Origin of the sequence: Streptomyces barkulensis (assembly GCF_002843305.1) — a bacterium.
GTDB lineage: Bacteria > Actinomycetota > Actinomycetes > Streptomycetales > Streptomycetaceae > Streptomyces > Streptomyces barkulensis.
The window spans coordinates 103804-126333 of sequence record NZ_PGSG01000053.1; the positions used below are offsets into that span (position 1 = coordinate 103804).

At 72.2% G+C, this 22530-nt stretch carries 14 protein-coding genes; 6 read left to right on the forward strand and 8 right to left on the reverse strand.

Going from position 1 to position 22530, the window contains the following annotated elements; translation table 11 throughout:
• Nucleotides 1-140 precede the first annotated feature (140 nt).
• From CUT83_RS11055 to CUT83_RS11070, 4 genes are all read left to right on the forward strand, one after another.
• Entirely contained in the window at nucleotides 141-1124 is a 984-nt protein-coding gene (locus CUT83_RS11055; RefSeq protein ID WP_101255677.1) for a tetratricopeptide repeat protein, read from the forward strand.
• A gap of 577 nt (nucleotides 1125-1701) precedes the next feature.
• Nucleotides 1702-2319 (forward strand): DUF6230 family protein, encoded by a 618-nt coding sequence (locus tag CUT83_RS11060; RefSeq protein ID WP_101255678.1) that lies wholly within the window; start codon nucleotides 1702-1704, stop codon nucleotides 2317-2319.
• A gap of 122 nt (nucleotides 2320-2441) precedes the next feature.
• Nucleotides 2442-2981, forward strand: a complete 540-nt coding sequence (locus CUT83_RS11065; protein WP_240958282.1) for a DUF6114 domain-containing protein — start codon at nucleotides 2442-2444, stop codon at nucleotides 2979-2981.
• Between the two features lie 4 nt (nucleotides 2982-2985).
• On the forward strand, nucleotides 2986-4299 hold the full coding sequence (locus CUT83_RS11070) for a hydrogenase expression protein HypF (protein ID WP_101255680.1): 1314 nt from the start codon (nucleotides 2986-2988) through the stop codon (nucleotides 4297-4299).
• Between the two features lie 96 nt (nucleotides 4300-4395).
• Here the strand turns inward: CUT83_RS11070 and pyk are convergent, their stop codons facing one another.
• Genes pyk through pta form a run of 3 tightly spaced genes read right to left on the reverse strand, consistent with a single transcriptional unit; the run spans nucleotide 4396 to nucleotide 9364 of the window.
• Complete coding sequence (gene pyk / locus CUT83_RS11075) at nucleotides 4396-5823, reverse strand: pyruvate kinase (RefSeq protein ID WP_101255681.1); 1428 nt, start codon at nucleotides 5821-5823, stop codon at nucleotides 4396-4398.
• A 53-nt stretch (nucleotides 5824-5876) separates the two neighbouring features.
• Nucleotides 5877-7103, reverse strand: coding sequence for an acetate kinase (locus tag CUT83_RS11080; RefSeq protein WP_101255682.1), 1227 nt, complete (start codon nucleotides 7101-7103; stop codon nucleotides 5877-5879).
• Nucleotides 7100-9364, reverse strand: coding sequence for a phosphate acetyltransferase (gene pta / locus CUT83_RS11085; RefSeq protein ID WP_101255683.1), 2265 nt, complete (start codon nucleotides 9362-9364; stop codon nucleotides 7100-7102). Before pta ends, CUT83_RS11080 begins: the two co-directional genes overlap by 4 nt.
• Before the next feature lie 386 nt (nucleotides 9365-9750).
• Here pta and CUT83_RS11090 point away from each other — a divergent pair, with 386 nt between their 5' ends.
• Nucleotides 9751-10776 (forward strand): ATP-dependent 6-phosphofructokinase, encoded by a 1026-nt coding sequence (locus CUT83_RS11090; RefSeq protein ID WP_101255684.1) that lies wholly within the window; start codon nucleotides 9751-9753, stop codon nucleotides 10774-10776.
• A 231-nt stretch (nucleotides 10777-11007) separates the two neighbouring features.
• On the opposite strand, the gene glgB is transcribed toward CUT83_RS11090, so the two are convergent.
• The 4 genes from glgB to CUT83_RS11110 all read right to left on the reverse strand — a co-directional run bounded on the left by glgB (nucleotide 11008) and on the right by CUT83_RS11110 (nucleotide 19193).
• Nucleotides 11008-13764: a 1,4-alpha-glucan branching enzyme gene (gene glgB, locus CUT83_RS11095; RefSeq protein WP_101255685.1), complete on the reverse strand. Its 2757-nt coding sequence runs from the start codon at nucleotides 13762-13764 to the stop codon at nucleotides 11008-11010.
• 28 nt (nucleotides 13765-13792) lie between these two features.
• A complete protein-coding gene (locus CUT83_RS11100; RefSeq protein WP_101255686.1) occupies nucleotides 13793-15253 on the reverse strand; it encodes a maltokinase N-terminal cap-like domain-containing protein in 1461 nt (486 codons plus the stop codon).
• Nucleotides 15254-15481: 228 nt separating this feature from the next.
• Nucleotides 15482-17179: a maltose alpha-D-glucosyltransferase gene (treS, locus tag CUT83_RS11105; RefSeq protein ID WP_093847587.1), complete on the reverse strand. Its 1698-nt coding sequence runs from the start codon at nucleotides 17177-17179 to the stop codon at nucleotides 15482-15484.
• Nucleotides 17166-19193: an alpha-1,4-glucan--maltose-1-phosphate maltosyltransferase gene (locus CUT83_RS11110; protein ID WP_173915054.1), complete on the reverse strand. Its 2028-nt coding sequence runs from the start codon at nucleotides 19191-19193 to the stop codon at nucleotides 17166-17168. Before CUT83_RS11110 ends, treS begins: the two co-directional genes overlap by 14 nt.
• A gap of 424 nt (nucleotides 19194-19617) precedes the next feature.
• Here CUT83_RS11110 and glgP point away from each other — a divergent pair, with 424 nt between their 5' ends.
• Nucleotides 19618-22200 (forward strand): alpha-glucan family phosphorylase, encoded by a 2583-nt coding sequence (gene glgP / locus CUT83_RS11115; protein ID WP_101255688.1) that lies wholly within the window; start codon nucleotides 19618-19620, stop codon nucleotides 22198-22200.
• Nucleotides 22201-22281: 81 nt separating this feature from the next.
• On the opposite strand, the gene CUT83_RS11120 is transcribed toward glgP, so the two are convergent.
• On the reverse strand, nucleotides 22282-22530 hold a 249-nt coding region (locus tag CUT83_RS11120), incomplete at its 5' end, for a proprotein convertase P-domain-containing protein (protein WP_173915055.1).

A 22530-nucleotide genomic window follows, 5' to 3' on the forward strand; every position in this document is an offset into this window, starting at 1 on the left:
ACGAGGCGTATCGAAAAGCTGGTTCCGGGATATCCGGAACAGGCGGCGATCACGCGACAACCACTGGCGCCGGACGGGGACCCGGCGCCGATGTGCGACACGCTGCACGGAACGGTCCGGGAACGGGGGAGACTGGTCACATGCAGCCACGCAACATGTCCATGAGCGGAGTGGTCGACCTCGCCGCGGTGAAGGCGGCCGGGGAGGCCAAGCAGAAGGCCGAGGAGGCCCGTGCCCGGGCCGCACGGCAGCAGGGCGGCGCCGGCGGTGCCGGTGCGGAGGGAGCGGCCGGAGCGGCCCCGGTGTCCCTGGTGATCGACGTCGAGGAGGCGGACTTCGAGCAGGAGGTGCTCCAGCGCTCCGCCGAGGTCCCGGTGGTCATCGACTTCTGGGCCGAGTGGTGCGGCCCGTGCAAGCAGCTCGGGCCGCTGCTGGAGCGGCTGGCGCACGAGTACGCCGGGCGCTTCCTCCTCGCCAAGATCGACGTCGACCGCAACCAGGCGCTCTTCCAGCAGTTCGGGGTGCAGGGCATCCCGGCCGTCTTCGCGGTGGTGGCCGGCCAGGCCCTGCCGCTGTTCCAGGGCGCGGCGCCCGAGCAGCAGGTGCGCGAGGTGCTGGACCAGCTCGTCCAGGTCTCCGAGCAGCGCTTCGGCATCACCGGTATCTCCGTGGAGGGCGGCGAGCAGGCCCCGGCCGCGCCCGTCGTTCCGGAGGACCCGGCGCTGGCGGCCGCCCACTCCGCGCTGGACGCGGGGGACCTGGGCGGCGCGGTCCAGGCGTACCGGAACGTGCTCGCCGGCGACCCGGCCAACACCGAGGCCAAGCTGGGCCTGGCCCAGGCCGAGCTCCTGCAGCGCGTCCAGGGGCTGGACGCGGCCCGGGTGCGCAAGGAGGCGGCCGAGGCGCCCGCCGACGTCCGGGCGCAGCTGAGGGCGGCCGACCTCGACCTGGCGGGCGGGCACGTCGAGGACGCCTTCGGGCGGCTGGTGGAGACGGTCCGCCGTACGGCGGGGGACGACCGGGAGGCCGCCCGCGTCCGTCTGCTGGAACTCTTCGAGGTGGTCGGACACGAGGACCCGAGGGTGGTCGCGGCACGCGGTGCCCTTGCCCGGGTGCTCTTCTGACCTGCCGGTTCCGGTGGTCCGGGACTTATTGACATAACGATCAACAGCGGCCGTGACTTTACCGAAACTTGGTAATCACGGCCGCTGTTACTCGCAGTAAACCACCTGGGGTGTTCGGTCCCGCAAAGTCCGTTTGATCCGATCGCCCATCGTTTCTCCCGGCAACCCTGGGTGTCCGCGTGATCACTTTCGGCGCAGCGCCTGTCATCTCCCCGTTACTCGCAAGTAACGAGCCCCTTGTGCCCCGGCCTCTCATGCACCACGATCGGCCACGCTCGGTCCATCGTCCGCAGCCCGGCACACCACATCTGGGCAGAGCCGGACCATGGGTCCCCACCGGGTGGGCCGGCGTCGGTGACGCCGGTCGCGGACAGGGGGGTCTCTGCCGAAGGGCAGGGCCTGTCCGGCAGGTTGCGCGAGAGCGTGGCCAGTGGTTGTCGCTCGGGGGTGATCGCCGGCGCTCCGGAATCAGGTGAATCCGGGGAACGGCGCTCTCCTTCCCGAGGACGTAGCACTTCTCCCATCCCGTCCGGGTCCGGCCCGGGCCGGAGATGTACGTCCGAGAAGGAGGAAAGTCATGGAGTCTGTGGCTCGTGGCGGGACCAGATGGAAGCGGTTCGCCGTCGTCATGGTCCCCAGCGTCGCCGCCACGGCGGCGGTCGGGGTCGCCCTGGCACAGGGTGCACTCGCCGCGTCGTTCAGCGTTTCCGGTCAGCAGGCGAAGGTCTCGGTCGACCGGCTGGACGGCAAGGGGTTCGTGCAGTACGGCACGATCGACACCGTGCACGGGGGCAAGAAGGTCCCCGTCGCCGTGTCGGCCTTCAAGAGTGCCGAGCTCAGGGGCCTGTGCCAGTCCGTCGTGATCCCCGTTCCGCTCTTCGGCGATGTCTCGGTGAAGCTGAACGCGGGCAACGACGGCAAGGTCGTCGAGGCGAAGAACCTCTACATCGACCTCGACCAGCTCGACGCCGATGCCACGTTCAAGAACATCAACATCGGTGTCTCGGCGAACGACACGAGCAAGGGTCCGGGTCTGAAGGACGGCGACGCCGTGCTTCCGGGCTCCTTCGCCCAGGAGGCCGACGAGGCCCTGCTCACCGACGTCAAGCAGACGTCCTGGGCCACCAGCGCCGGCACCTTCAAGCTCTCCGGCCTTTCGCTGAATGTCGCCAAGGGCAAGAACGAGTGCTTCTGACGCACTGAGCGGAGAGGGGGCGGGGGACCGCCGAGCCGGTCCCCCGCCTCCCCCCAGTGCCATCGATCTTTATGGACAGTTCGGCCCTAGGGAGCTGTTTTCTGATGAGTGCCGAGTCGCCGGTGAGTGCCGAGTCGCCGGGAGCGCGTGAACGCATCAGCCACTGGCGGCAGTCGTTCCGTCTGTGGCGCTGGCAGCGCCCCTTCTGGGCGGGACTGCTGACGCTGCTGGGCGGCGTGCCGATCATCTGGATCCCGTACGCCGATCCCAGCCTGAACCAGCTGTCCTTCCGGCTGGCGACCACCACGGGATCCGGATCGCTGATCATCGGCGTGCTGCTGTTCGTGCTGGGCCTGACCCTGTGGTTCCAGCCGCACTCCCGGGTGTTCAGCGGAGTCGCCGCCATCCTGCTGGCCCTGGTCTCGCTGGTGGTCTCCAACCTCGGAGGCCTCTTCGCCGGCTTCCTGCTGGCGATGATCGGCGGTGCGATGGCCGTCTCCTGGGTGCAGAGCAAGGAGCGGCCGGCCGAGCCCGCGGAGACCGGGGAGGTTCCCGGTGACCCCGCGCCCGAAGAGGCTCCGCGGGAGGTGGGCCTGGCCGTCGTCGAGCCGGCTCCCGCCGGGGCGGACGACGGACAGAACGGGGCGCACCGTGACGCCTGAGGAGTTGAACCGGAAGGACCGGGAAGGCCGGGACGAGGCGGCCGCGACCGCGCCGGACCGGCGTACGAGGACCGGGCCGCGCCACGCGGCCCCGAGGAAGCCGCTGCTGACCCGGCTGCACGTTCCCGCGGGCAAGGCGATAGCCCTGGCCGCCATGCCGTCGGCCGTGCTCATGGGCATGGGGCTCACCCCCAGGCTCGCCCTCGCCGAGCCGCTGCCCGAGAACCCCTTCAGGGACGGGCCGTGCGTGACCGCGCCCGACAGGGAGGCGGAGCAGGACAGCGGGCAGAAGGCGGAGAAGGACGAGTCCGGCCAGGACGGCCAGGACGGCGGGGCCGGCCGGGACGAGTCCGGCCAGGAGGCGAAGCCGGGCACCACCCCCGCACCGGAGCCCGGCACCACGGAGCCCGCCGAGCCCCCGGCCGACGGCGGCACCGGAGGCGGGGAGGAGGACGCCGGTACGCCGGAGCCCGAGCCGAGTCCCTCGGAGTCCGAGAAGCGCAACCCGCTGGACCCGCTGGGCATCGGCGAGGCCATCAGGGACCTGTTCACCCCGGACGACGAGAAGGACGACAGCGCGCAGGCCGAGGCCGCCGCCGAGCCCTCCGCCTCGCCGAGCCCGTCGCAGCCCGGGGAGTCCGGGGACGGCGGCTCCGACACCCCGGTGAAGGACGCCGTCGAGGACGCCGCCGACAGTGTCGGGAAGGGGCTGAAGGACACCACCGACCGCGTCGGCGACGCGGTCGAGGACACCGCCGGCAAGGCGCGCGAGAAGGCCGGGGAAGCGGCGGACGACGCCGCCGTCCCCGGGACGGACGCCTCGGGCAAGGAGCCCTTCCCCTGCCCGACCTACGACGCCGAGGCGCTGGCCGAGGCCGAGGAGGAACGGACCGAGGCGGTGCTGCCCAACGCCCCGTGGCTGCTGGAGACCAGTCTGCTGGCCCTCCACGGCCTGGACTACCACGGCATCGTCAAGGTCCGCACCCACAACGGCACGGTCAAGGACGTCCTGAAGTTCACCGCCCGCTCGGTGGACATCAGGGACCTGCACCAGCTGGTGGAGGGCCCCGGCGGCAGCACCGCGCACGTCAAGGCCGCCAAGGGCAGCACCTCCACCATCCGCAACGGCACGGTGACGATGTACACCGAGGAACTGAAGGGCAAGCTCTTCGGGCTCATCCCGATCACCTTCAGCCCCGAGTCGCCGCCGCCGCTGAACATCCCCGAGGTGTTCTTCACGGACGTGTCGGTCAGGCAGGCCGGCCAGTTCGGCGGAGACCTGCACGTCCCGGGCATGAACCTCTACAACGAGAACTGACGCCCGCGGCGAACGGCGGCGGCCCGCGTACCCCCGGAGGTACGCGGGCCGCCGCCGCTCATCGCGCCGCGGAGGAGGGGCCGGGAGGCCGACCGGTCAGCGCTGGTCGCTGCCCAGGTGGTGCACCAGCACCATGTTGGTGGTGCCGGGGATGCCCGGAGGCGAGCCGGCCGTCATGATCATGGTGTCGCCGATGTTGTACCGCTGGAGCTTGAGCAGTTCGGCGTCGACCAGGTCCACCATGTCGTCGGTGTGGTCCACGTGCGGCACCACGAAGGACTCCACGCCCCAGCTGAGCGTGAGCCGGCAGGCGGTGGAGGGCTCGGTGGTGAAGGCCAGGATCGGCTGGGCGGCCCGGTAGCGGGAGAGCCGCCGGGCGGTGTCGCCGGACTTGGTGAAGGCGACCAGCGCCTTGCCGTTGAGGAAGTCCGCCATCTCGCAGGCCGCGCGGGCCACCGAACCGCCCTGGGTGCGCGGCTTCTTGCCGGGCACCAGCGGCTGGAGGCCGCGCGAGAGCAGCTCCTCCTCGGCGGCCTGGACGATCTTCGACATCGTCTTGACCGTCTCGATCGGGTACTGGCCCACCGAGGACTCCGCCGAGAGCATCACCGCGTCCGCCCCGTCCAGGATCGCGTTGGCCACGTCGGAGGCCTCCGCGCGGGTGGGCCGGGAGTTGGTGATCATCGACTCCATCATCTGGGTCGCCACGATCACCGGCTTGGCGTTGCGGCGGCACATCTCGATCAGCCGCTTCTGCACCATCGGCACCTTCTCCAGCGGGTACTCCACCGCCAGGTCGCCGCGGGCCACCATCACGCCGTCGAACGCGAGGACCACGTCCTCCATGTTCTCCACCGCCTGCGGCTTCTCCACCTTGGCGATCACCGGGACCCGGCGGCCCACCTCGTCCATCACCCGGTGGACGTCGCGGACGTCGGCGGCGTCGCGCACGAAGGACAGCGCCACCATGTCGCAGCCCATCTCCAGCGCGAACCTCAGGTCATCGACGTCCTTGTCCGACAGGGCCGGGACGTTGACCGCCACACCGGGCAGGTTGATGCCCTTGTGGTCGGAGATCACACCGCCCTCGATGACGATGCAGCGCACCCGGGGACCGTCCACGTCGATCACCTGGAGGGCGACGTTGCCGTCGTTGATCAGGACCGTCTCGCCCTTGGAGACGTCGCCCGGCAGGCCCTTGTAGGTGGTGCCGCAGATGGTGCGGTCGCCGGGGACGTCCTCGGTGGTGATGGTGAACTCGTCACCGCGCACCAGCTCGACGGGACCGTCGGCGAAGGTCTCCAGACGGATCTTGGGGCCCTGGAGGTCGGCGAGCACACCGATGGCGCGCCCGGTCTCCTGGGAGGCCTTGCGCAGACGGTGGTAGCGCTCCTCGTGTTCGGCGTGGCTGCCATGGCTCATGTTGAAGCGGGCCACGTTCATGCCGGCCTCGATCAGCGTCTTGAGCTGATCGTAGGAGTCCACGGCGGGGCCCAGGGTGCAGACGATTTTGGAACGGCGCATGGGGCGATCCTATCTTTTGTTCAGTGGCGGAACGTTCCCGGTGGTGAGCCGGCTCACTTCCGTCCCATGGTGCCGCCGCCCACCAGCGCGTACGTCTGGCCGGCGATCTCCAGCTCCTCGTCGGTGGGCACCACGGCCACCGCCACCCGCGCGGTGGGCGGGGACACCAGCCGGGGCCCGCCGCCGTGCGCGGCGTTCAGCTCCGCGTCCACGGCCAGGCCCAGGCCCTCCAGCCCGTCGACGGCGGCCTGCCGCACCGGCGCGGCGTTCTCGCCGACCCCGGCGGTGAAGGCCACCGCGTCCACCCGGCCGAGCACCGCGCAGTAGGCGCCGATGTACTTCTTCAGCCGGTGGACGTAGACGTCGAAGGCCAGCCTCGCCGACTCCGCGTCCGGCCCCTCGCCCGCCATCCGGCGCAGGACCTCCCGCATGTCGTTGTCCCCGCACAGGCCCAGCAGGCCGCTGCGCTTGTTCAGCAGGGTGTCGATCTCGTCCACCGACATCCCGGCGACCCGCGCCAGATGGAAGACCACCGCCGGGTCGACATCACCCGAACGGGTGCCCATCACCAGGCCCTCCAGCGGGGTGAGCCCCATGGAGGTGTCCACGCACCGCCCGCCGCGCACCGCCGAGGCCGACGAGCCGTTGCCCAGGTGCAGCACGATGACGTTCACCTCGGACGGATCCCGGCCCAGCAGCTCGGCCGCCTTGCGCGAGACGTACGCGTGCGAGGTGCCGTGGAAGCCGTAGCGGCGCACCCGGTGGGCGTCGGCGACGGCGGTGTCGATGGCGTACCGGGCGGCATACTCCGGCATCGTCGTGTGGAACGCGGTGTCGAAGACCGCCACCTGCGGCAGATGCGGCGCCAGCGCCATGGCCGTGCGGATGCCCGCCAGGTTGGCCGGGTTGTGCAGCGGCGCGACGGGCACCAGGCGCTCGATCTCGGCCAGCACCGCGTCGTCGATCACGGTCGGCTCGGTGAAGCGGCGGCCGCCGTGCACCACCCGGTGGCCGATGGCGGCCAGTTCGGGGGAGTCCAGCCCCAGCCCGTCGCTGGCCAGTTCGTCGGCGACGGCCTTCAGCGCCGCCTGGTGGTCGGGCACCGGCTCCTCGCGCTCGCGCCGCGGGCCGCCGGCCGGGGCGTGGCGCAGGTACGAGGTGCGCTCGCCGATGCGCTCGACCAGGCCGGCGGCCGGGCGGGAGCCGTCGGCCATGTCCAGGAGCTGGTACTTCACCGACGAGGAACCGGTGTTCAGGACGAGGACGCGGGTGCCTCTCACTCGTTCGCAGCCTTCCCCTCGGGGCCGGTCGGTCCGGTGGACCGCGCGGACCCGGTGGATCGGGTGGGTTGGACGGGTTGGACGGGTTGGACGGGTTCGGTGGGCTCGGTGGGCTCGGTGGGTTCCGCCGGGCCGGCCGCCGCGCCCGCGGCCCGCCGGCTGTGCTGGGCCTGGATCGCGGTGATCGCCACGGTGGTGACGATGTCCTGCACCAGCGCGCCGCGCGAGAGGTCGTTGACCGGCTTGCGCAGACCCTGCAGGACCGGGCCGACGGCCACCGCGCCGGCCGAGCGCTGGACGGCCTTGTAGGTGTTGTTGCCGGTGTTCAGGTCCGGGAAGACCAGCACGGTGGCCCGCCCCGCGACCCTCGACTCCGGCAGCTTGGTCGCCGCCACCGACGGCTCCACCGCCGCGTCGTACTGGATCGGCCCCTCCACCAGCAGGTCCGGGCGGCGCTCGCGCACCAGTTCCGTCGCCCGCCGCACCTTGTCCACGTCCGCGCCGGAGCCGGAGGTGCCGGTGGAGTACGACAGCATCGCGATCCGCGGGTCCACGCCGAACCGGGCGGCGGTGGCGGCGGACTGGACGGCGATGTCGGCGAGCTGCTCGGCGTCCGGGTCGGGGTTGACCGCGCAGTCGCCGTAGACCAGCACCTTCTCGGCCAGGCACATGAAGAACACCGAGGAGACGATCTCGGCGTCCGGCTTGGTGCGGATGATCTCGAAGGCCGGCCGCAGCGTCGCCGCCGTCGAGTGGGCCGCGCCCGAGACCATGCCGTCGGCCAGCCCCTCCTGGACCATCAGGGTGCCGAAGTAGGAGACGTCGGCCACCTGGTCGTAGGCCAGTTCGTGGGTGACGCCCCGGTGGGCGCGCAGCTTCGCGTACAGCTCGGCGAAGCGCTCGCGCAGCGGCGAGGTGTACGGGTCCACGGCGCGGGCGGAGGCGCCCGTCCCCTCTGGCAGCTCCTCGGGCCCCAGCAGGCCCAGGTCGATGCCCAGCTCGGCGGCGCGTTTGCGGATCTCGGTCTCGTCGCCCAGCAGCGTCAGATCGCACACCCCCCGGCGCAGCAGCACCTCGGCCGCCCGCAGCACCCGCTCCTCGGTGCCCTCCGGCAGGACGACGTGGCGGCGGTCGGACCGCGCCCGCTCGATCAGCTCGTGCTCGAACATCATCGGGGTGACCCGGTCGCCGCGGACCACCGAGAGCCGCTCGGTGAGCCGGGCGGTGTCCACATGGCCCTCGAAGAGGCCGAGGGCGATCTCGGCCTTGCGCGGATTGGCCGTGGTCAGCCTGCCCTCCAGGGACATCAGCTCGCCGGCGGTGGAGAACGATCCGCCGGGCACCGACAGCACCGGAGTGCCCGGGGAGAGCCGGGCGGCCAGCGCCATCGTCTCCTCGCCGGGCTCCTGCCCGACGGTCAGCAGCACCCCGGCGATGGCGGGGGAGCCCGCGGAGTGGGCGGCCAGCGCGCCGACGACCAGGTCGGCGCGGTCGCCGGGGGTGAGGACCAGGCATCCCTCGGTGAGGGCGGGCAGGAAGGTCGGCAGCGTGGCACCGCCGAAGACGAAGCCGCGCACATCGCGGGCGAGCCCGGCCGGATCCCCCTGGAGCACCTTCGCCCCCAGCGCCTGGGCGACCTGGACGACGGTCGGCGCGGCCAGCGCGTGGTCCTCGGGCAGGGCGTACACCGGCACCGGCAGGTTCCCGTCCAGGCCGACGGCGCCGACCGCCGCGCCGTCCGCGACCCGGTTGGCGATCATCGCGAGGACCTCGCAGCCCAGCGAGGCGTACGCGTGGTAGGCGTTGCGGATCTCGGCGGTCAGCGAGTCGGTGTCCTGGCCGGTGCCGGCCACCACCGGCAGCACCGGGGCGCCGAACTCGTTGGCCAGCCGGGCGTTGAGCGCCAGCTCGGCGGGCAGACCGGTGTCGGCGAAGTCGGTGCCCAGGACGAGTACGGCCTCGTAGCCGCGGGCGACGGCGTGGAAACGGTCGACCAGCCGGGACACCAGTTCGTCGGTGCCCCGGTCGGCCAGGACGGCCACGGCCTCGTCGTAGCCGAGCCCGACCACGGTCCCGGCGGGCTGGGAGAGCCGGTAGCGGCTGCGCAGCAGGTCGTAGATGGGGTCGGGGCCGTCGTGGGCGAGCGGGCGGAAGACGCCGACCCGGCCGGTCCGCCGGGACAGGAGTTCCATGACTCCCAGCTCCACGACCTGGCGGCCGTCCCCGCGGCCGATACCGGTCACGTACACGCTGCGCGTCACGTGTGCTCTCCCTGCTCGTCGCGCCCGGGCCCCTACCGGCCCTGCTCTTCCCGTCGGGTACCCGGGCACGCCGTGGCGGAAAAGTGCCGGAGGGCCGAACCGGAGGGCCGAAGAGGCCGCGGGGGACCGCGGAGCTCCGGCGGGAACCCCGCCGGAGGCCGCGAGAACCCGCGGAAACCGGCCGGGACCAGCCGGACCAGCCCTTGGAGGGACCCGCTCGGGCACTTGTTCCTCTGACTGATCCCGACCCTACCGCCGTGCCCGTCGACGCCGTGTGCCGGTCGTGTCTCGAACGGTATGTGAGACGGAAGGCGGGGATGCGTTCAGGGCGTGAAACAATCGTGGCGGCGCCCCCGAACCAGCAGCGAGCAGGAGAAGCGATCCCCATGCGCATCGGAGTCCTCACCGCAGGCGGCGACTGCCCCGGTCTGAACGCCGTGATCCGTTCGGTCGTGCACCGCGCCGTGGTCGACCGGAACGACGAAGTCATCGGCTTCGAAGACGGCTTCAAGGGTCTGCTCGACGGCCGCTACCGCGAACTCGACATCGACTCCGTCTCCGGCATCCTCGCCAGGGGCGGCACCATCCTGGGCTCGGCCCGGCTGGAACGCGACCGGCTGCGGGAGGCGTGCCAGAACTCCGAGGAGCTGCTGGGCAGACTCGGCCTCGACGCGCTCATCCCGATCGGCGGCGAGGGCACCCTCACCGCCGCCCGGATGCTCGCCGACGCCGGGCTTCCGGTGGTGGGCGTGCCCAAGACGATCGACAACGACATCTCCGCCACCGACCGCACCTTCGGCTTCGACACGGCCGTCACCGTGGCCACCGAGGCCATCGACCGGCTGAAGACGACGGCCGAGTCCCACCAGCGGGTGATGGTCGTCGAGGTCATGGGACGCCACGCGGGCTGGATCGCGCTGGAGGCCGGGATGGCCGGCGGCGCCCACGGCATCTGCGTGCCCGAGCGGCCCTTCCAGATCGACGACCTGTGCAAGATGATCGAGGAGCGCTTCGCGCGCGGCAAGAAGTTCGCGGTCGTCTGCGTCGCCGAGGGCGCTCGTCCGGCCGAGGGCTCGATGCCCTACGAGAAGGGGCAGATCGACCAGTACGGGCACGAGCGCTTCACCGGCATCGGCAACCGGCTCGCCATCGAGCTGGAGCACCGCCTGGGCAAGGAGGCCCGCCCGGTCATCCTCGGCCATGTGCAGCGCGGCGGCACCCCCACCGCGTACGACCGCGTGCTGGCCACCCGCTTCGGCTGGCACGCCGTGGAGGCCGCGCACCGCGGCGACTTCGGCATGATGACGGCCCTGCGCGGCACCGAGATCGTCATGGCGCCGCTGGCGGACGCGGTCACCGAGCTGAAGACGGTGCCGCAGGACCGGATGGACGAGACCGAGGCCGTCTTCTGACCGGTGGGGCCGGGGTGGAACCGGGGGACCGGGGGCCGGGGGACCGGAGCCGCTCCCGCCCCGCCGTCCCCGCCGTCCCCGTCGTCCTCGCCGCCGCGCCCGTCGCGCGCCCCCTCAGCTCAGCCGGGGCCGCGCGACGGGCGCGGCGCGTGTGGGGCCGGTCCCGGGCCGCCCGGCCCCACCGGTCAGGGCCGCCGCGCCTCCCGTGCGCCCACCGCGGCGGCGTACGGCTCAGGCCGGGACGAGCCAGATCGTCGCCAGCGGCGGCAGTGTCGGGGCGATGCCGGCCGGGCGGCCGTGCACCGGGGCCGCGTCCGCCTTCAGCGGCCCGGGGTTGCCCACGCCGCTCCCGCCGTACCGCGCCGTGTCGGTGTTGAGGACCTCCCGCCAGGCGGGGAACCCCTCGGGGACGCCGATCGGGTACTCGTGCCGGACGACGGGGGAGAAGTTGGAGACGGCGATCAGCGGCGAGCCGTCGGCGGCGTACCGCAGGAACGCGAAGACGTTGTCGTCGGCCGCGCCCCCCTCGATCCAGGAGAAGCCGGCCGGATCGGTGTCCAGCTCCCACAGGGCGGGCGTGGCGGTGTAGACGCGGTTGAGGTCGCGGACCAGATCCCGCACCCCCTGGTGGTCGCCGGCGGCCGAGTACGCCGGGTCCAGCAGCCACCAGTCCGGCCCGTGCGCTTCCGACCACTCCGCGCCCTGGGCGAACTCCTGTCCCATGAAGAGCAGTTGCTTGCCCGGGTGGGACCACATGAAGCCCAGGTACGCCCGGTGGTCGGCCCGCTGCTGCCACCAGTCGCCCGGCATCTTCGACACCAGCGACCGTTTGCCGTGCACCACCTCGTCGTGGGAGATGGGCAGGATGTAGTTCTCCGAGTAGGCGTACACCATCGAGAAGGTCATCTCGTTGTGGTGGTACTTGCGGTGGACCGGCTCCCTGACCATGTACTCCAGGGAGTCGTGCATCCACCCCATGTTCCACTTGAAGCCGAAGCCCAGCCCGCCGAAGCCGCCCGGCCCGGTGTGGTGGGTGGCGCGGGTGACGCCGTCCCAGGCGGTGGACTCCTCGGCGGCGGTGATCACGCCGGGGCAGCGGCGGTAGACGGTGGCGTTCATCTCCTGCAGGAAGGCCACCGCGTCCAGGTTCTCCCGGCCGCCGTACACGTTGGGGGTCCACTGGCCGGACTCGCGCGAGTAGTCCAGGTAGAGCATCGAGGCGACGGCGTCCACGCGCAGGCCGTCGATGTGGAACTCCTCGCACCAGTAGACGGCGTTGGCGACCAGGAAGTTGCGCACCTCGGTGCGGCCGAAGTTGAACTCCAGCGTCCCCCAGTCCGGGTGCTCGGCGCGGGCCGGGTCGGAGTGCTCGTACAGCGCGGTGCCGTCGAAGCGGGCCAGCGCCCACTCGTCCTTGGGGAAGTGCGCGGGCACCCAGTCCATCAGCACCCCGATGCCCTCCTGGTGGAGGCGGTCGACCAGGTACCGGAAGTCGTCGGGGGTGCCCATGCGCGCGGTGGGCGCGTAGAAGCCGGTGACCTGGTAGCCCCAGGAGCCGCCGAAGGGGTGCTCGGCGACGGGCATCAGCTCCACATGGGTGAAGCCCAGGTCCTTCACGTACGCCGGAAGCTGCTCGGCCAGTTCGCGGTAGGTCAGCCCGGGGCGCCAGGAGGGCAGGTGCACCTCGTAGACGGACAGGGGAGCCTGGTGGGGAGCGCGTTCGGCGCGGCGCGCCAGCCACTCCTCGTCGTGCCAGGTGTACGCCGACTCCTCCACGATCGAGGCGGTCGCCGGCGGGGTCTCGGTGCGGCGGGCCATCGGGTCGGCGCGCAGGGTGTGGGAGCCGTCCGGGCGGGTGATGTCGAACTTGTACAGCGCGCCCGCGCCGACCCCGGGCAGGAACAGCTCCCACACGCCGCTGCCGCCCAGTGAGCGCATGGGGGCGGCCGTGGCGTCCCAGCAGTTGAAGTCCCCGGCGACCCGTACCCCCAGGGCGTTGGGCGCCCAGACGGTGAAACGGGTGCCGGCCACCCCGTCGACGGTCATGGGACGCGCGCCCAGCGCCCGCCACAGCTCCTCGTGGCGGCCCTCGCCGATCAGGTGCAGGTCCAGCTCGCCGAGCGAGGGCAGGAAGCGGTACGGGTCCTCGGTCTCCAGCTCGTCCTGACCGGGTTCCTCCCCGTAGCGCACCAGCAGCCGGTAGGAGGGCACCGGGGGCTCGGCGGCCAGCGGGAGCACACCGGAGAACAGCCCGTCCCCGTCGTCGTGCAGCTCGGCCCGCACCCCCTCGGCCAGGACGGCGACACGGCGGGCGTAGGGCCGCAGCGCCCGGAACAGCACCCCGCCGGGCACCCGGTGGGCGCCGAGCACCGTGTGCGGGTCGTGGTGGGAGCCGTGCAGCAGGCGCTGCCGCTCACCGGGGTCGAGCGCGGCGGCGCGCCCGACGCCCTGCCCCGCCGGGGCGTCGTCGCTCCGGCGCGGTGCGGGCGGGCGGGCGCCGGGCCAGTTGGGGGCGTGGTCCTTCAGCGGCTCGTCCTGGCGCAGGGCCACGGGCTCGGACGCCGCCGTCTTCCCGGCCGCGACCTTCCTCGCGGCGGTCTTGCCGGCGGATCCGGCCGCGGTCTTCCCCGCCGGGGCCTTCTTGGCGGTGGCCTTCCCGGTCACCGCCTTCTTCCCGGTCACCGCCTTCTTGGCGGTGGTCTTCCTCGTGGCGGCCTTCTTCGCCACCGCCTTCTTCGCCACCGCCTTCTTCGCCACGGCCTTCTCGGTCGCGGTCCTCTTGGCGGCCGCCTTCTTCGCGGCGGTCTTCTTCGCCGCGGTCTTCCCGGCGGCGGCCTTCCCCCCGGCGGGGTCCGCGGCGCCGGCCGGGTCCTTCGGGCCGGCGGCTCCCGGGGAGGCGGCCGGGGCGGCGTCCTCGTCCCGGCCGCCGGTGCGGACGGGCCGCGGGGAGGTTTCGGAGAACGGTCGGCTGTCGGGACGGGGGGTCACGGAAGGGGCCTCCTGTGCACGGAATCGTTCAGGTGTCCGCGAGCCGCTGGACGGCGGACATCGGGATGGCGAGCCAGGCGGGACGGTGCCTGGCCTCGTAGAGCACTTCGTAGACGGCCTTGTCCGTCTCGTACGCGCGCAGCAGGACGTCCTCGTCGCGCGGGTCCGAGCCGGAGGCGTCGGCGTAGCCGGAGCAGTAGGCGTCACGATTCTTCTCGGACCACTCGCGGGCCCACCCGGCCTCGCCGGGGGCGGACCGGGCGTGCTGGCACGCCGCGTAGTCGAAGGAGCGCAGTATCCCCGCGATGTCCCGCACCACCGGCTGGGGGCGGCGGCGTTCGGCGATGGGACGGGCGGGCTCGCCCTCGAAGTCGATGACCGACCAGCGGCCGTCGTCCCCCGCGCACAGCGCCTGGCCCAGATGGAGGTCGCCGTGGATGCGCTGGGCGGACCAGGAGCGCCCGCCGCGGCCGAGTCCGGCGACGGCGTCGAAGACGGTGTGCAGCTTCCCCCGGTAGGGGCGCAGGGCGGGTACGGCGGCGGCCGCGGCCTCCAGCCGCTCGTTCATGCCGGAGGCGATGAACTCGAGCTGGCGGCGGCCCAGCGCCGTCACCGGCAGCGCCTGCGCCAGCGTGGTGTGCACCTCGGCGATCGCCTGGCCCAGCGCACGCGCGGAGCCGGAGAAGTCGCCGTGCGACGCCAGCGAACCCAGCGCGAGCTGCCAGCCGTCGCTGGTGCCGGGCAGGAAGGGCTGGAGCACACCCAGCGTCATCGGCTCGCCCGCCTCACCGCCCTCGCCGGGGCGTTCGCCGGTGCGCGCCTCGAACCAGGCGGCCGGCGCGGGCACCCGGTCCGACCCGGCCCGCGCCAGGGCCAGCGGCAGCTCCAGATCGGGGTTGACGCCGGGGCTGACCCGGCGGAACAGCTTGAGGATGTGGCTGTCGCCGTAGACCACCGAGGAGTTCGACTGTTCCACGCTCAGCGGCCTGGGCGGCAGCCCCTGCGGGATCGTGGTGCCGCGCTCCCGCTGGAAGAGCAGCGGTCCCAGCCGGCCGGGGGAGCGCAGCCGCTCCAGCAGCACGGCGGCCAGCCGGGGATCGTGCAGGGCCTCGTACACCGTGCGGCCGGCCAGCGGCCCGTCGGCGGGGTGCCCGATCAGGGACCCGGCCAGCGGCGGCGGCAGGGCGTCGCGCACGCCCAGCAGCAACTGGTAGCAGTCGGCGGGAACCGGATGGGTCTGCTCCGGCCCGCCGGGCTGGCGGGCCCGCACCAGCAGGTGCAGCAGACCCGGCGCGGCGCCGCTCGCGCACGGCAGCAGCTCGGTGGCGGCGACGAGGGCGAATCCGCTGACGGGCCGCCCCTTTCCGGCGAACCAGCGTTGCCGCGGAAGCCATTCGGTGAGCAGTGGCGTGAGCGAACGCAGCAGCGCCGCGCCCTCCGGCTCGCGCGTGGCGACGACGGCGGCGCGCGGCGAGGAGCTGTCCGACATGGCGTCCTTTCCCCGGGCACACGAAAGGTACGGCAGAGTGTCCCGGATTGCGGCTGTGGCTGTCCGGCGGTGCGGGACGTGTCGGGGAGTACCCACCAAGCGGGCTAGCGAACTGCTTCGAGCGGTGCGATCGGTGGTGGGAGGAATACTGCCCGCGGCGGCCCGGGCCCAATCCGTGTCCGGACTCGTTCCCGGGCCGCCGCCGTCCATGCCTGCCCTACTTCCGCCTCACGCCTGCTCGCGCAGCCGGAACCAGTAGAAGCCGTGCCCGGCCAGCGTCAGCAGATACGGCAGCTCCCCGATGGGAGGGAACCGCACCCCGCCGATCAGCTCCACCGGATGGCGTCCGCCGAAGGCGTTCAGATCCAGCTCGGTGGGCTGCGGGAACCGCGAGAAGTTGTGCACGCACAGCACCAGGTCGTCCCCGTACTCGCGCAGGAAGGCGAGCACCGCCGGGTTGGACGAGGGCAGTTCGGTGTACGTGCCCAGCCCGAAGGCCGGGTTCTGCTTGCGGATCTCGATCATCCGGCGGGTCCAGTGCAGCAGCGAGGAGGGGCTGCTCATGGCGGCCTCGACGTTGGTGACCTGGTAGCCGTGGACCGGGTCCATGATCGTGGGCAGGAACAGCCGGCCCGGGTCGCAGGAGGAGAAGCCCGCGTTGCGGTCGGGCGTCCACTGCATGGGGGTGCGCACCGCGTCCCGGTCGCCCAGCCAGATGTTGTCGCCCATGCCGATCTCGTCGCCGTAGTACAGGATCGGCGAGCCCGGCAGGGACAGCAGCAGGGCGGTGAACAGCTCGATCTGGTTGCGGTCGTTGTCCAGCAGCGGGGCCAGCCGCCGCCGGATGCCGATGTTGGCGCGCATCCGCGGATCCTTGGCGTACTCCGCGTACATGTAGTCGCGCTCCTCGTCGGTGACCATCTCCAGGGTCAGCTCGTCGTGGTTGCGCAGGAAGATGCCCCACTGGCAGCCCGAGGGGATGGCCGGGGTCTTGGCCAGGACCTCGGAGACCGGGTAGCGCGACTCGCGCCGCACCGCCATGAAGATGCGCGGCATGACGGGGAAGTGGAACGCCATGTGGCACTCGTCGCCGCCCCTGGAGTAGTCGCCGAAGTAGTCGACGACGTCCTCCGGCCACTGGTTGGCCTCGGCCAGCAGCACGGTGTCGGGGTAGTGGGCGTCGATCTCGGCGCGGACCTTCCTCAGGAACTCGTGGGTCTGCGGGAGGTTCTCGCAGTTGGTGCCCTCCTGCGCGTACAGGTAGGGGACCGCGTCCAGCCGGAACCCGTCGATGCCCAGGTCCAGCCAGAACTTCAGCGCCGAGATCATCTCCTCCTGGACCTGCGGGTTCTCGTAGTTGAGATCCGGCTGGTGGGAGAAGAAGCGGTGCCAGTAGTACTGCTTGCGAACCGGGTCGAACGTCCAGTTGGACGCCTCGGTGTCGACGAAGATGATGCGGGCGTCCGGGTACTGCTTGTCGTCGTCGGCCCACACGTAGTAGTCGCCGTAGGGGCCGTCGGGGTCGCGCCGGGACTCCTGGAACCACGGGTGCTGGTCGCTGGTGTGGTTCATCACCATGTCGATGATGATCCGCATGCCGCGCTGGTGTGCGGCGTCCACGAACTCCACGAAGTCGGCGAGGTCGCCGAACTCGGGGAGGACGGAGGTGTAGTCGGCGACGTCGTAGCCGCCGTCCCGCAGCGGGGACTTGAAGAACGGGGGCAGCCAGAGGCAGTCCACGCCCAGCCACTGCAGGTAGTCGAGCCGGGCGGTGAGGCCCTTCAGATCGCCGATGCCGTCGCCGTTGCTGTCCTGGAAGGAGCGGACCAGCACTTCATAGAAGACGGCCCTTTTGAACCAATCGGGATCGCGGTCCTTGGCGGGCGTGTCCTCGAACGTGTCGATGACGGGTTCATTGACGGTCATGGTTGGGTGACCCTCCGGTCTGTGGGGACGGTCGCAGGGAGAGGATGTGCGCGGGCGCCGCGCCGCGGCCCGGCTCCAGGCGCACATAGTTGTCCCTGCCCCAGTGATAGGTCTCGCCGGTGAGCTCGTCGCGCACCGGGAAGGGGTCGGCGCCATCCGCCTGAGCGGGAGTGAGGCCGAGTTCCGCCAGGTCCAACGAGACCGTGGCCTCGTGGGTGTGGTGGGGGTCGAGGTTGACCACCGTGAGAACCGTGTCGGCGTACGGGTGTGCGCAGTGCTTCGAGTAGACGATGATCGACGGGTTGTCGCTGTGGTGGAAGCGCAGGTTGCGCAGCTCCTGCAGTGCCGGATGACGGCGGCGCAGCCGGTTCAGTTCGGTGAGGAGCGGGGCGATGGTGGTGCCCGCACGCTCCGCGGCCGCCCAGTCGCGCGGGCGGAGCTGGTACTTCTCCGAGTCAAGGTACTCCTCGCTGCCCGGCCTGGCCGGTGCCGACTCGCACAGCTCGTAGCCCGAGTAGACCCCCCAGGTGGGAGAGAGGGTCGCGGCGAGCACCGCGCGGACCTCGAAGGCGTGGCGACCGCCGTTCTGGAGGTAGGCGTGGAGGATGTCGGGGGTGTTGACGAAGAAGTTGGGCCTCATGTACGAGGCGGCGTCCCCGGAGAGTTCGGTGAGGTACTCGGTCAGCTCGTCCTTCCCGTTGCGCCAGGTGAAGTAGGTGTAGGACTGCTGGAAGCCGATCTTGGCGAGGGTGTGCATCATCGCCGGGCGGGTGAACGCCTCGGCCAGGAAGAGGACGTCGGGATCGGTCCCGTTGATCTCGCCGATCACCTTCTCCCAGAAGACGACCGGCTTGGTGTGCGGGTTGTCCACGCGGAAGATCCGCACCCCGTGGGACATCCACATCCGCAGGATCCGCACGGTCTCGGCGACCAGCCCGTCCATGTCCGCGTCGAACGCGATGGGGTAGATGTCCTGGTACTTCTTCGGGGGGTTCTCGGCGTAGGCGATCGTCCCGTCGGGGCGGTGGCGGAACCACTCCGGGTGCTCCTTGACCCACGGGTGGTCCGGGGAGCACTGCAGGGCGAAGTCCAGGGCCACCTCCATGCGCAGTTCGCGGGCGCGCGCCACGAAGCGGTCGAAGTCCTCGAAGGTGCCCAGGTCCGGGTGGATCGCGTCGTGCCCGCCGGCGGCCGAGCCGATGGCCCAGGGGCTGCCGACGTCGTGGGGACCGGCGGTCAGGGAGTTGTTGGGGCCCTTGCGAAACGATTCGCCGATGGGATGGACCGGCGGCAGGTAGACCACGTCGAAGCCCATGTCCGCGATCGCGGGCAGCCGCTCGGCGGCCGTGCGCAGGGTGCCGGGGACGGGCGGCTCGCCCTCCCGCACCACCGCGCCCTCCGAGCGGGGGAAGAACTCGTACCAGGAGCCGAACAGCGCTCTCCTGCGCTCCACCAGCAGCGGCAGGGGACGGGTGGCGGTGACCGGTTCGCGCAGCGGGTGGCGGTCCAGCGCGGCCACCACCTCGGGCGCCAGCGCCGCGGCCAGCCGTGCGGCGACCGGGCGGGAGGCGTCGCGCAGGGCCTCCACGGCCCCCAGCACGGCCGCGCGGCCGTCGTCCCCGGGCACCCCCGCGGCGGCCCGCTCGTGCAGCAGCGCGCCCTCGGTGAGGGTCAGCTCGGCGTCGATCCCCGCCGGGACCTTGATCCTCGCGTTGTGCCGCCAGGTGCCCACCGGATCGCCCCACGCCTCGACGGTGTAGGACCAGCGGCCCTCCGAGCCGGGGGTGACGTCCGCGCCCCAGCGGTCGGTGCCCGGCGCCAGTTCCCGCATCGGCGTCCACGGGCCCGGGCTTCCGCTCGGGTCGCGCAGGACGACGTTCGCGCCGACCGCGTCATGGCCTTCGCGGAAGACCGTGGCCGAGACCCGGAAGGTCTCGCCGGCCACGGCCTTCGCCGGGCGGCGCCCGCAGTCGACGAGCGGATGGACGTCCAGTACGGGAATGCGACCGATCATTGGATCACCTGGTGGCGTTACGGATGGTTTTGTTCTTTCTATCTGTTCCACAGACCGTTGACGGGCCGGGGGCATGGCCGCTCCTGTCCGCTTTCACTCGGCTGGCGTGACGGTTGTTCCGGGGGAACCCGGGAAGGGCGGTAGGAGGAGAGACTGCCCGCCCGGACGGGACGGGCATCCGCCTCAATGTGAACTACTCGTAAGCAAACGTGCCCAACCTGACCGTTCCCGCCACGGGCCGGGAAACTCCTCCTCTCCTCGCGCCGGTGGCGGCACCCGGTGCCAGGCGGAGGGCCGGCGGAAGACGGACCGGGCGCCGCGCGCGGGCGTACGACGATTGCGCGCATATGCGCCCATGGGGCCGTTGGTGACGTGATGACGGGTTACCGGGCGAAAAGAGCGGAGATCCGGCTACCGTCGAGGGGTGAAGGCCATTCGTCGATTCTCTGTACGTCCCGTCCTTCCGGAGCCCCTACGACCGCTCAGCGACCTGGCGCACAACCTGCGCTGGTCCTGGCACCCCGAGACCAGAGAACTCTTCCGCCGCGCCGACCCCGACGGCTGGCGCGCCTCCGGCGGCGACCCGGTGCGGACACTGGGCACCGTCTCCGCCCGGAGACTGGAGGAGCTGGCCCACGACCGCGACTTCCTGGAGAGGCTGTCCGCCGCCGCGGGGGATCTGCGCGAGTACCTGACCGAGCCGCGCTGGTACCAGCGCGCGGAGGGCGAACCGCCCGCCGCCATCGCCTACTTCTCCCCCGAGTTCGGCATCACCGCCGCCCTGCCCCAGTACTCCGGCGGGCTCGGCATCCTCGCCGGGGACCACCTCAAGGCCGCCAGCGACCTCGGCGTCCCGCTGATCGGGGTGGGCCTGCTGTACCGCCACGGCTACTTCCGCCAGAGCCTGTCGCGCGACGGCTGGCAGCAGGAGCACTACCCCGTCCTGGACCCCAACGAGCTGCCGCTGGAGGTGCTGCGCGAGCCGGGCGGCGCCCCGGTCCGCGTGGATCTGCGGCTGCCCGGCGCACGCACCCTGCGCGCCCACGTCTGGCAGGCCCGCGTCGGCCGCGTCCCCCTGCTGCTGCTCGACTCCGACGTGGAGGACAACGCCCCGCGCGAACGTGACGTCACCGACCGGCTCTACGGCGGCGGCAGCGAGCACCGGCTGCTCCAGGAGATGCTGCTGGGCATCGGCGGGGTGCGGGCGGTGCGCGCGTACTGCCGTGTCACCGGCCACCCCGAGCCCGAGGTGTTCCACACCAACGAGGGGCACGCCGGCTTCCTCGGACTGGAACGCATCCGGGAGATGGGCGGGGAGGGCGTGCCCTTCGACACCGCGCTGGAGGCCGTGCGCGCCGGGACGGTGTTCACCACCCACACCCCCGTCCCCGCCGGCATCGACCGCTTCGACCGCGAGTTGGTCGCCCGCCACCTCGGCGACGACGGCGAGCTGCCCGGCGTGGACGTGGGGCAGGTGCTGCGGCTGGGCACCGAGACCTACCCCGGCGGCGACCCCGGGCTGTTCAACATGGCCGTGATGGGGCTCAGGCTCGCCCGGCGCGCCAACGGCGTCTCCACACTGCACGGCGCGGTCAGCCGGGAGATGTTCGCCGGGCTGTGGCCGGGCTTCGACGCCGCCGAGGTGCCCATCACCTCCATCACCAACGGCGTCCACGCCCCCACCTGGACCGCCGGCGGGATGCGGGCGCTGCCCGCCGACGCCGGCGGCGCCGAGCTGTGGGAGGCCCGCCGCGCCCTGCGCGAGCAACTCGTGCAAGAGGTGCGCCGGCGGCTGCGCGCCTCCTGGCGGCAGCGCGGCGCCTCGGACGCCGAACTCGGCTGGATCGACGGCGTCCTGGACCCGGACGTGCTCACCATCGGCTTCGCCCGCCGCGTTCCGTCCTACAAGCGGCTGACGCTGATGCTGCGCGACCGCGAGCGGCTCACCGAACTGCTGCTGCATCCCACCCGGCCCGTCCAGCTCGTGGTCGCGGGCAAGGCGCACCCGGCCGACGACGGCGGCAAGCGGCTGATCCAGGAACTGGTGCGGTTCGCCGACGACCCCCGGGTGCGCCACCGGATCGTCTTCCTGCCCGACTACGGCATGGCCATGGCGCAGAAGCTCTACACCGGTTGCGACGTCTGGCTGAACAACCCGCTGCGCCCGCTGGAGGCGTGCGGGACCTCCGGGATGAAGGCGGCGCTCAACGGCTGCCTCAACCTCTCGGTGCGGGACGGCTGGTGGGAGGAGTGGTACGAGCCGGACTTCGGCTGGGCCATCCCGACCGCCGACGGCGGCGGGCCCGGCGCGGCGCACGAGAGCGCGCAGGACCGCGAGCGGCGCGACGACATAGAGGCGGCGGCGCTCTACGAACTGCTCCGCGAGCATGTGGCGCCGTGCTTCTACGACCGCGGGCCGGCCGGTGACGGGCTGCCCGGGCGGTGGATCGAGATGGTCCGCCAGACCAGGCAGAGGCTCGGGCCGAAGGTGCTCGCCGACCGGATGGTGCGCGAGTACACCGAGCGGCTGTACACCCCCGCCGCCCACGCCCACCGGGCGCTGGACGCCGGCGCCGCCGGGCGGCTGGCGGCGTGGAAGGCGCGGGTGCGCGCGAACTGGCCGCGGGTGGCGATCGACCATGTGGAGTCGGTCTGCGAGTCCGTGGAACTGGGCGGCTCGCTGTCGCTGCGGGTACGGGTGGCCCTGGGCGGCCTGGAGCCGGACGATGTGGAGGTGCAGGCGGTCGCCGGGCGGGTGGACGAGTCGGATTCCATCGCGGGCGACGAGGCGGTGCGCGTACCGCTCAAGCCCTCCGGCGGGACGGAGGAGGACGGGGGCCGGCTGTACGAGGGGCCGCTGGCGCTGGACCGCACCGGGCCGTTCGGCTACACCGTCCGTGTCCTGCCCTCCCATCCGCTGCTGGCGGGCCCGTCCGAGATGGGGCTGGTGACCCTGCCGCCGGACGGCCTCGGCGCCCGGGAGGCCGCCGGGATGCTGCTGCGCTGAGAGGCCGGGAGAGGGGGATACGGGGGAGGGATACGGGGGAGGGGGAGCCGCGCCGGTGGCGCGGCTCCCCCTCGTCGTGGATCAGAAGGTGAGCTTCCAGCTGTTGATGTAGCCGGAGTCGGTGCGGTAGACGTCCCTCACCCGCAGCTTCCAGGTGCCGGAGGCCGTCTCGGAGGAGGCGTCGACGGTGTAGGACGCCCGGACGTCGTCGCCCGAGTCCCAGCCGGAGTTCTTCAGCCGGTAGGTGCTCCCGTCCGGGGCCACCAGGTCGATGACGAGGTCACCGCGGTAGGTGTGGACGATGTCCACGTCCACCTTCAGGTCGCCGGG

Excerpts from the sequence above, each read along its gene's own strand:
- CUT83_RS11055 (WP_101255677.1), top strand. The coding sequence starts at position 141 with ATGCAGCCACGCAACATGTCCATGAGCGGAGTGGTCGACCTCGCCGCG.
- CUT83_RS11060 (WP_101255678.1), top strand. The coding sequence starts at position 1,702 with ATGGAGTCTGTGGCTCGTGGCGGGACCAGATGGAAGCGGTTCGCCGTC.
- pyk (WP_101255681.1), bottom strand. The coding sequence starts at position 5,823 with ATGCGCCGTTCCAAAATCGTCTGCACCCTGGGCCCCGCCGTGGACTCC.
- CUT83_RS11090 (WP_101255684.1), top strand. The coding sequence starts at position 9,751 with ATGCGCATCGGAGTCCTCACCGCAGGCGGCGACTGCCCCGGTCTGAAC.
- CUT83_RS11100 (WP_101255686.1), bottom strand. The coding sequence starts at position 15,253 with ATGTCGGACAGCTCCTCGCCGCGCGCCGCCGTCGTCGCCACGCGCGAG.
- treS (WP_093847587.1), bottom strand. The coding sequence starts at position 17,179 with ATGACCGTCAATGAACCCGTCATCGACACGTTCGAGGACACGCCCGCC.
- CUT83_RS11110 (WP_173915054.1), bottom strand. The coding sequence starts at position 19,193 with ATGATCGGTCGCATTCCCGTACTGGACGTCCATCCGCTCGTCGACTGC.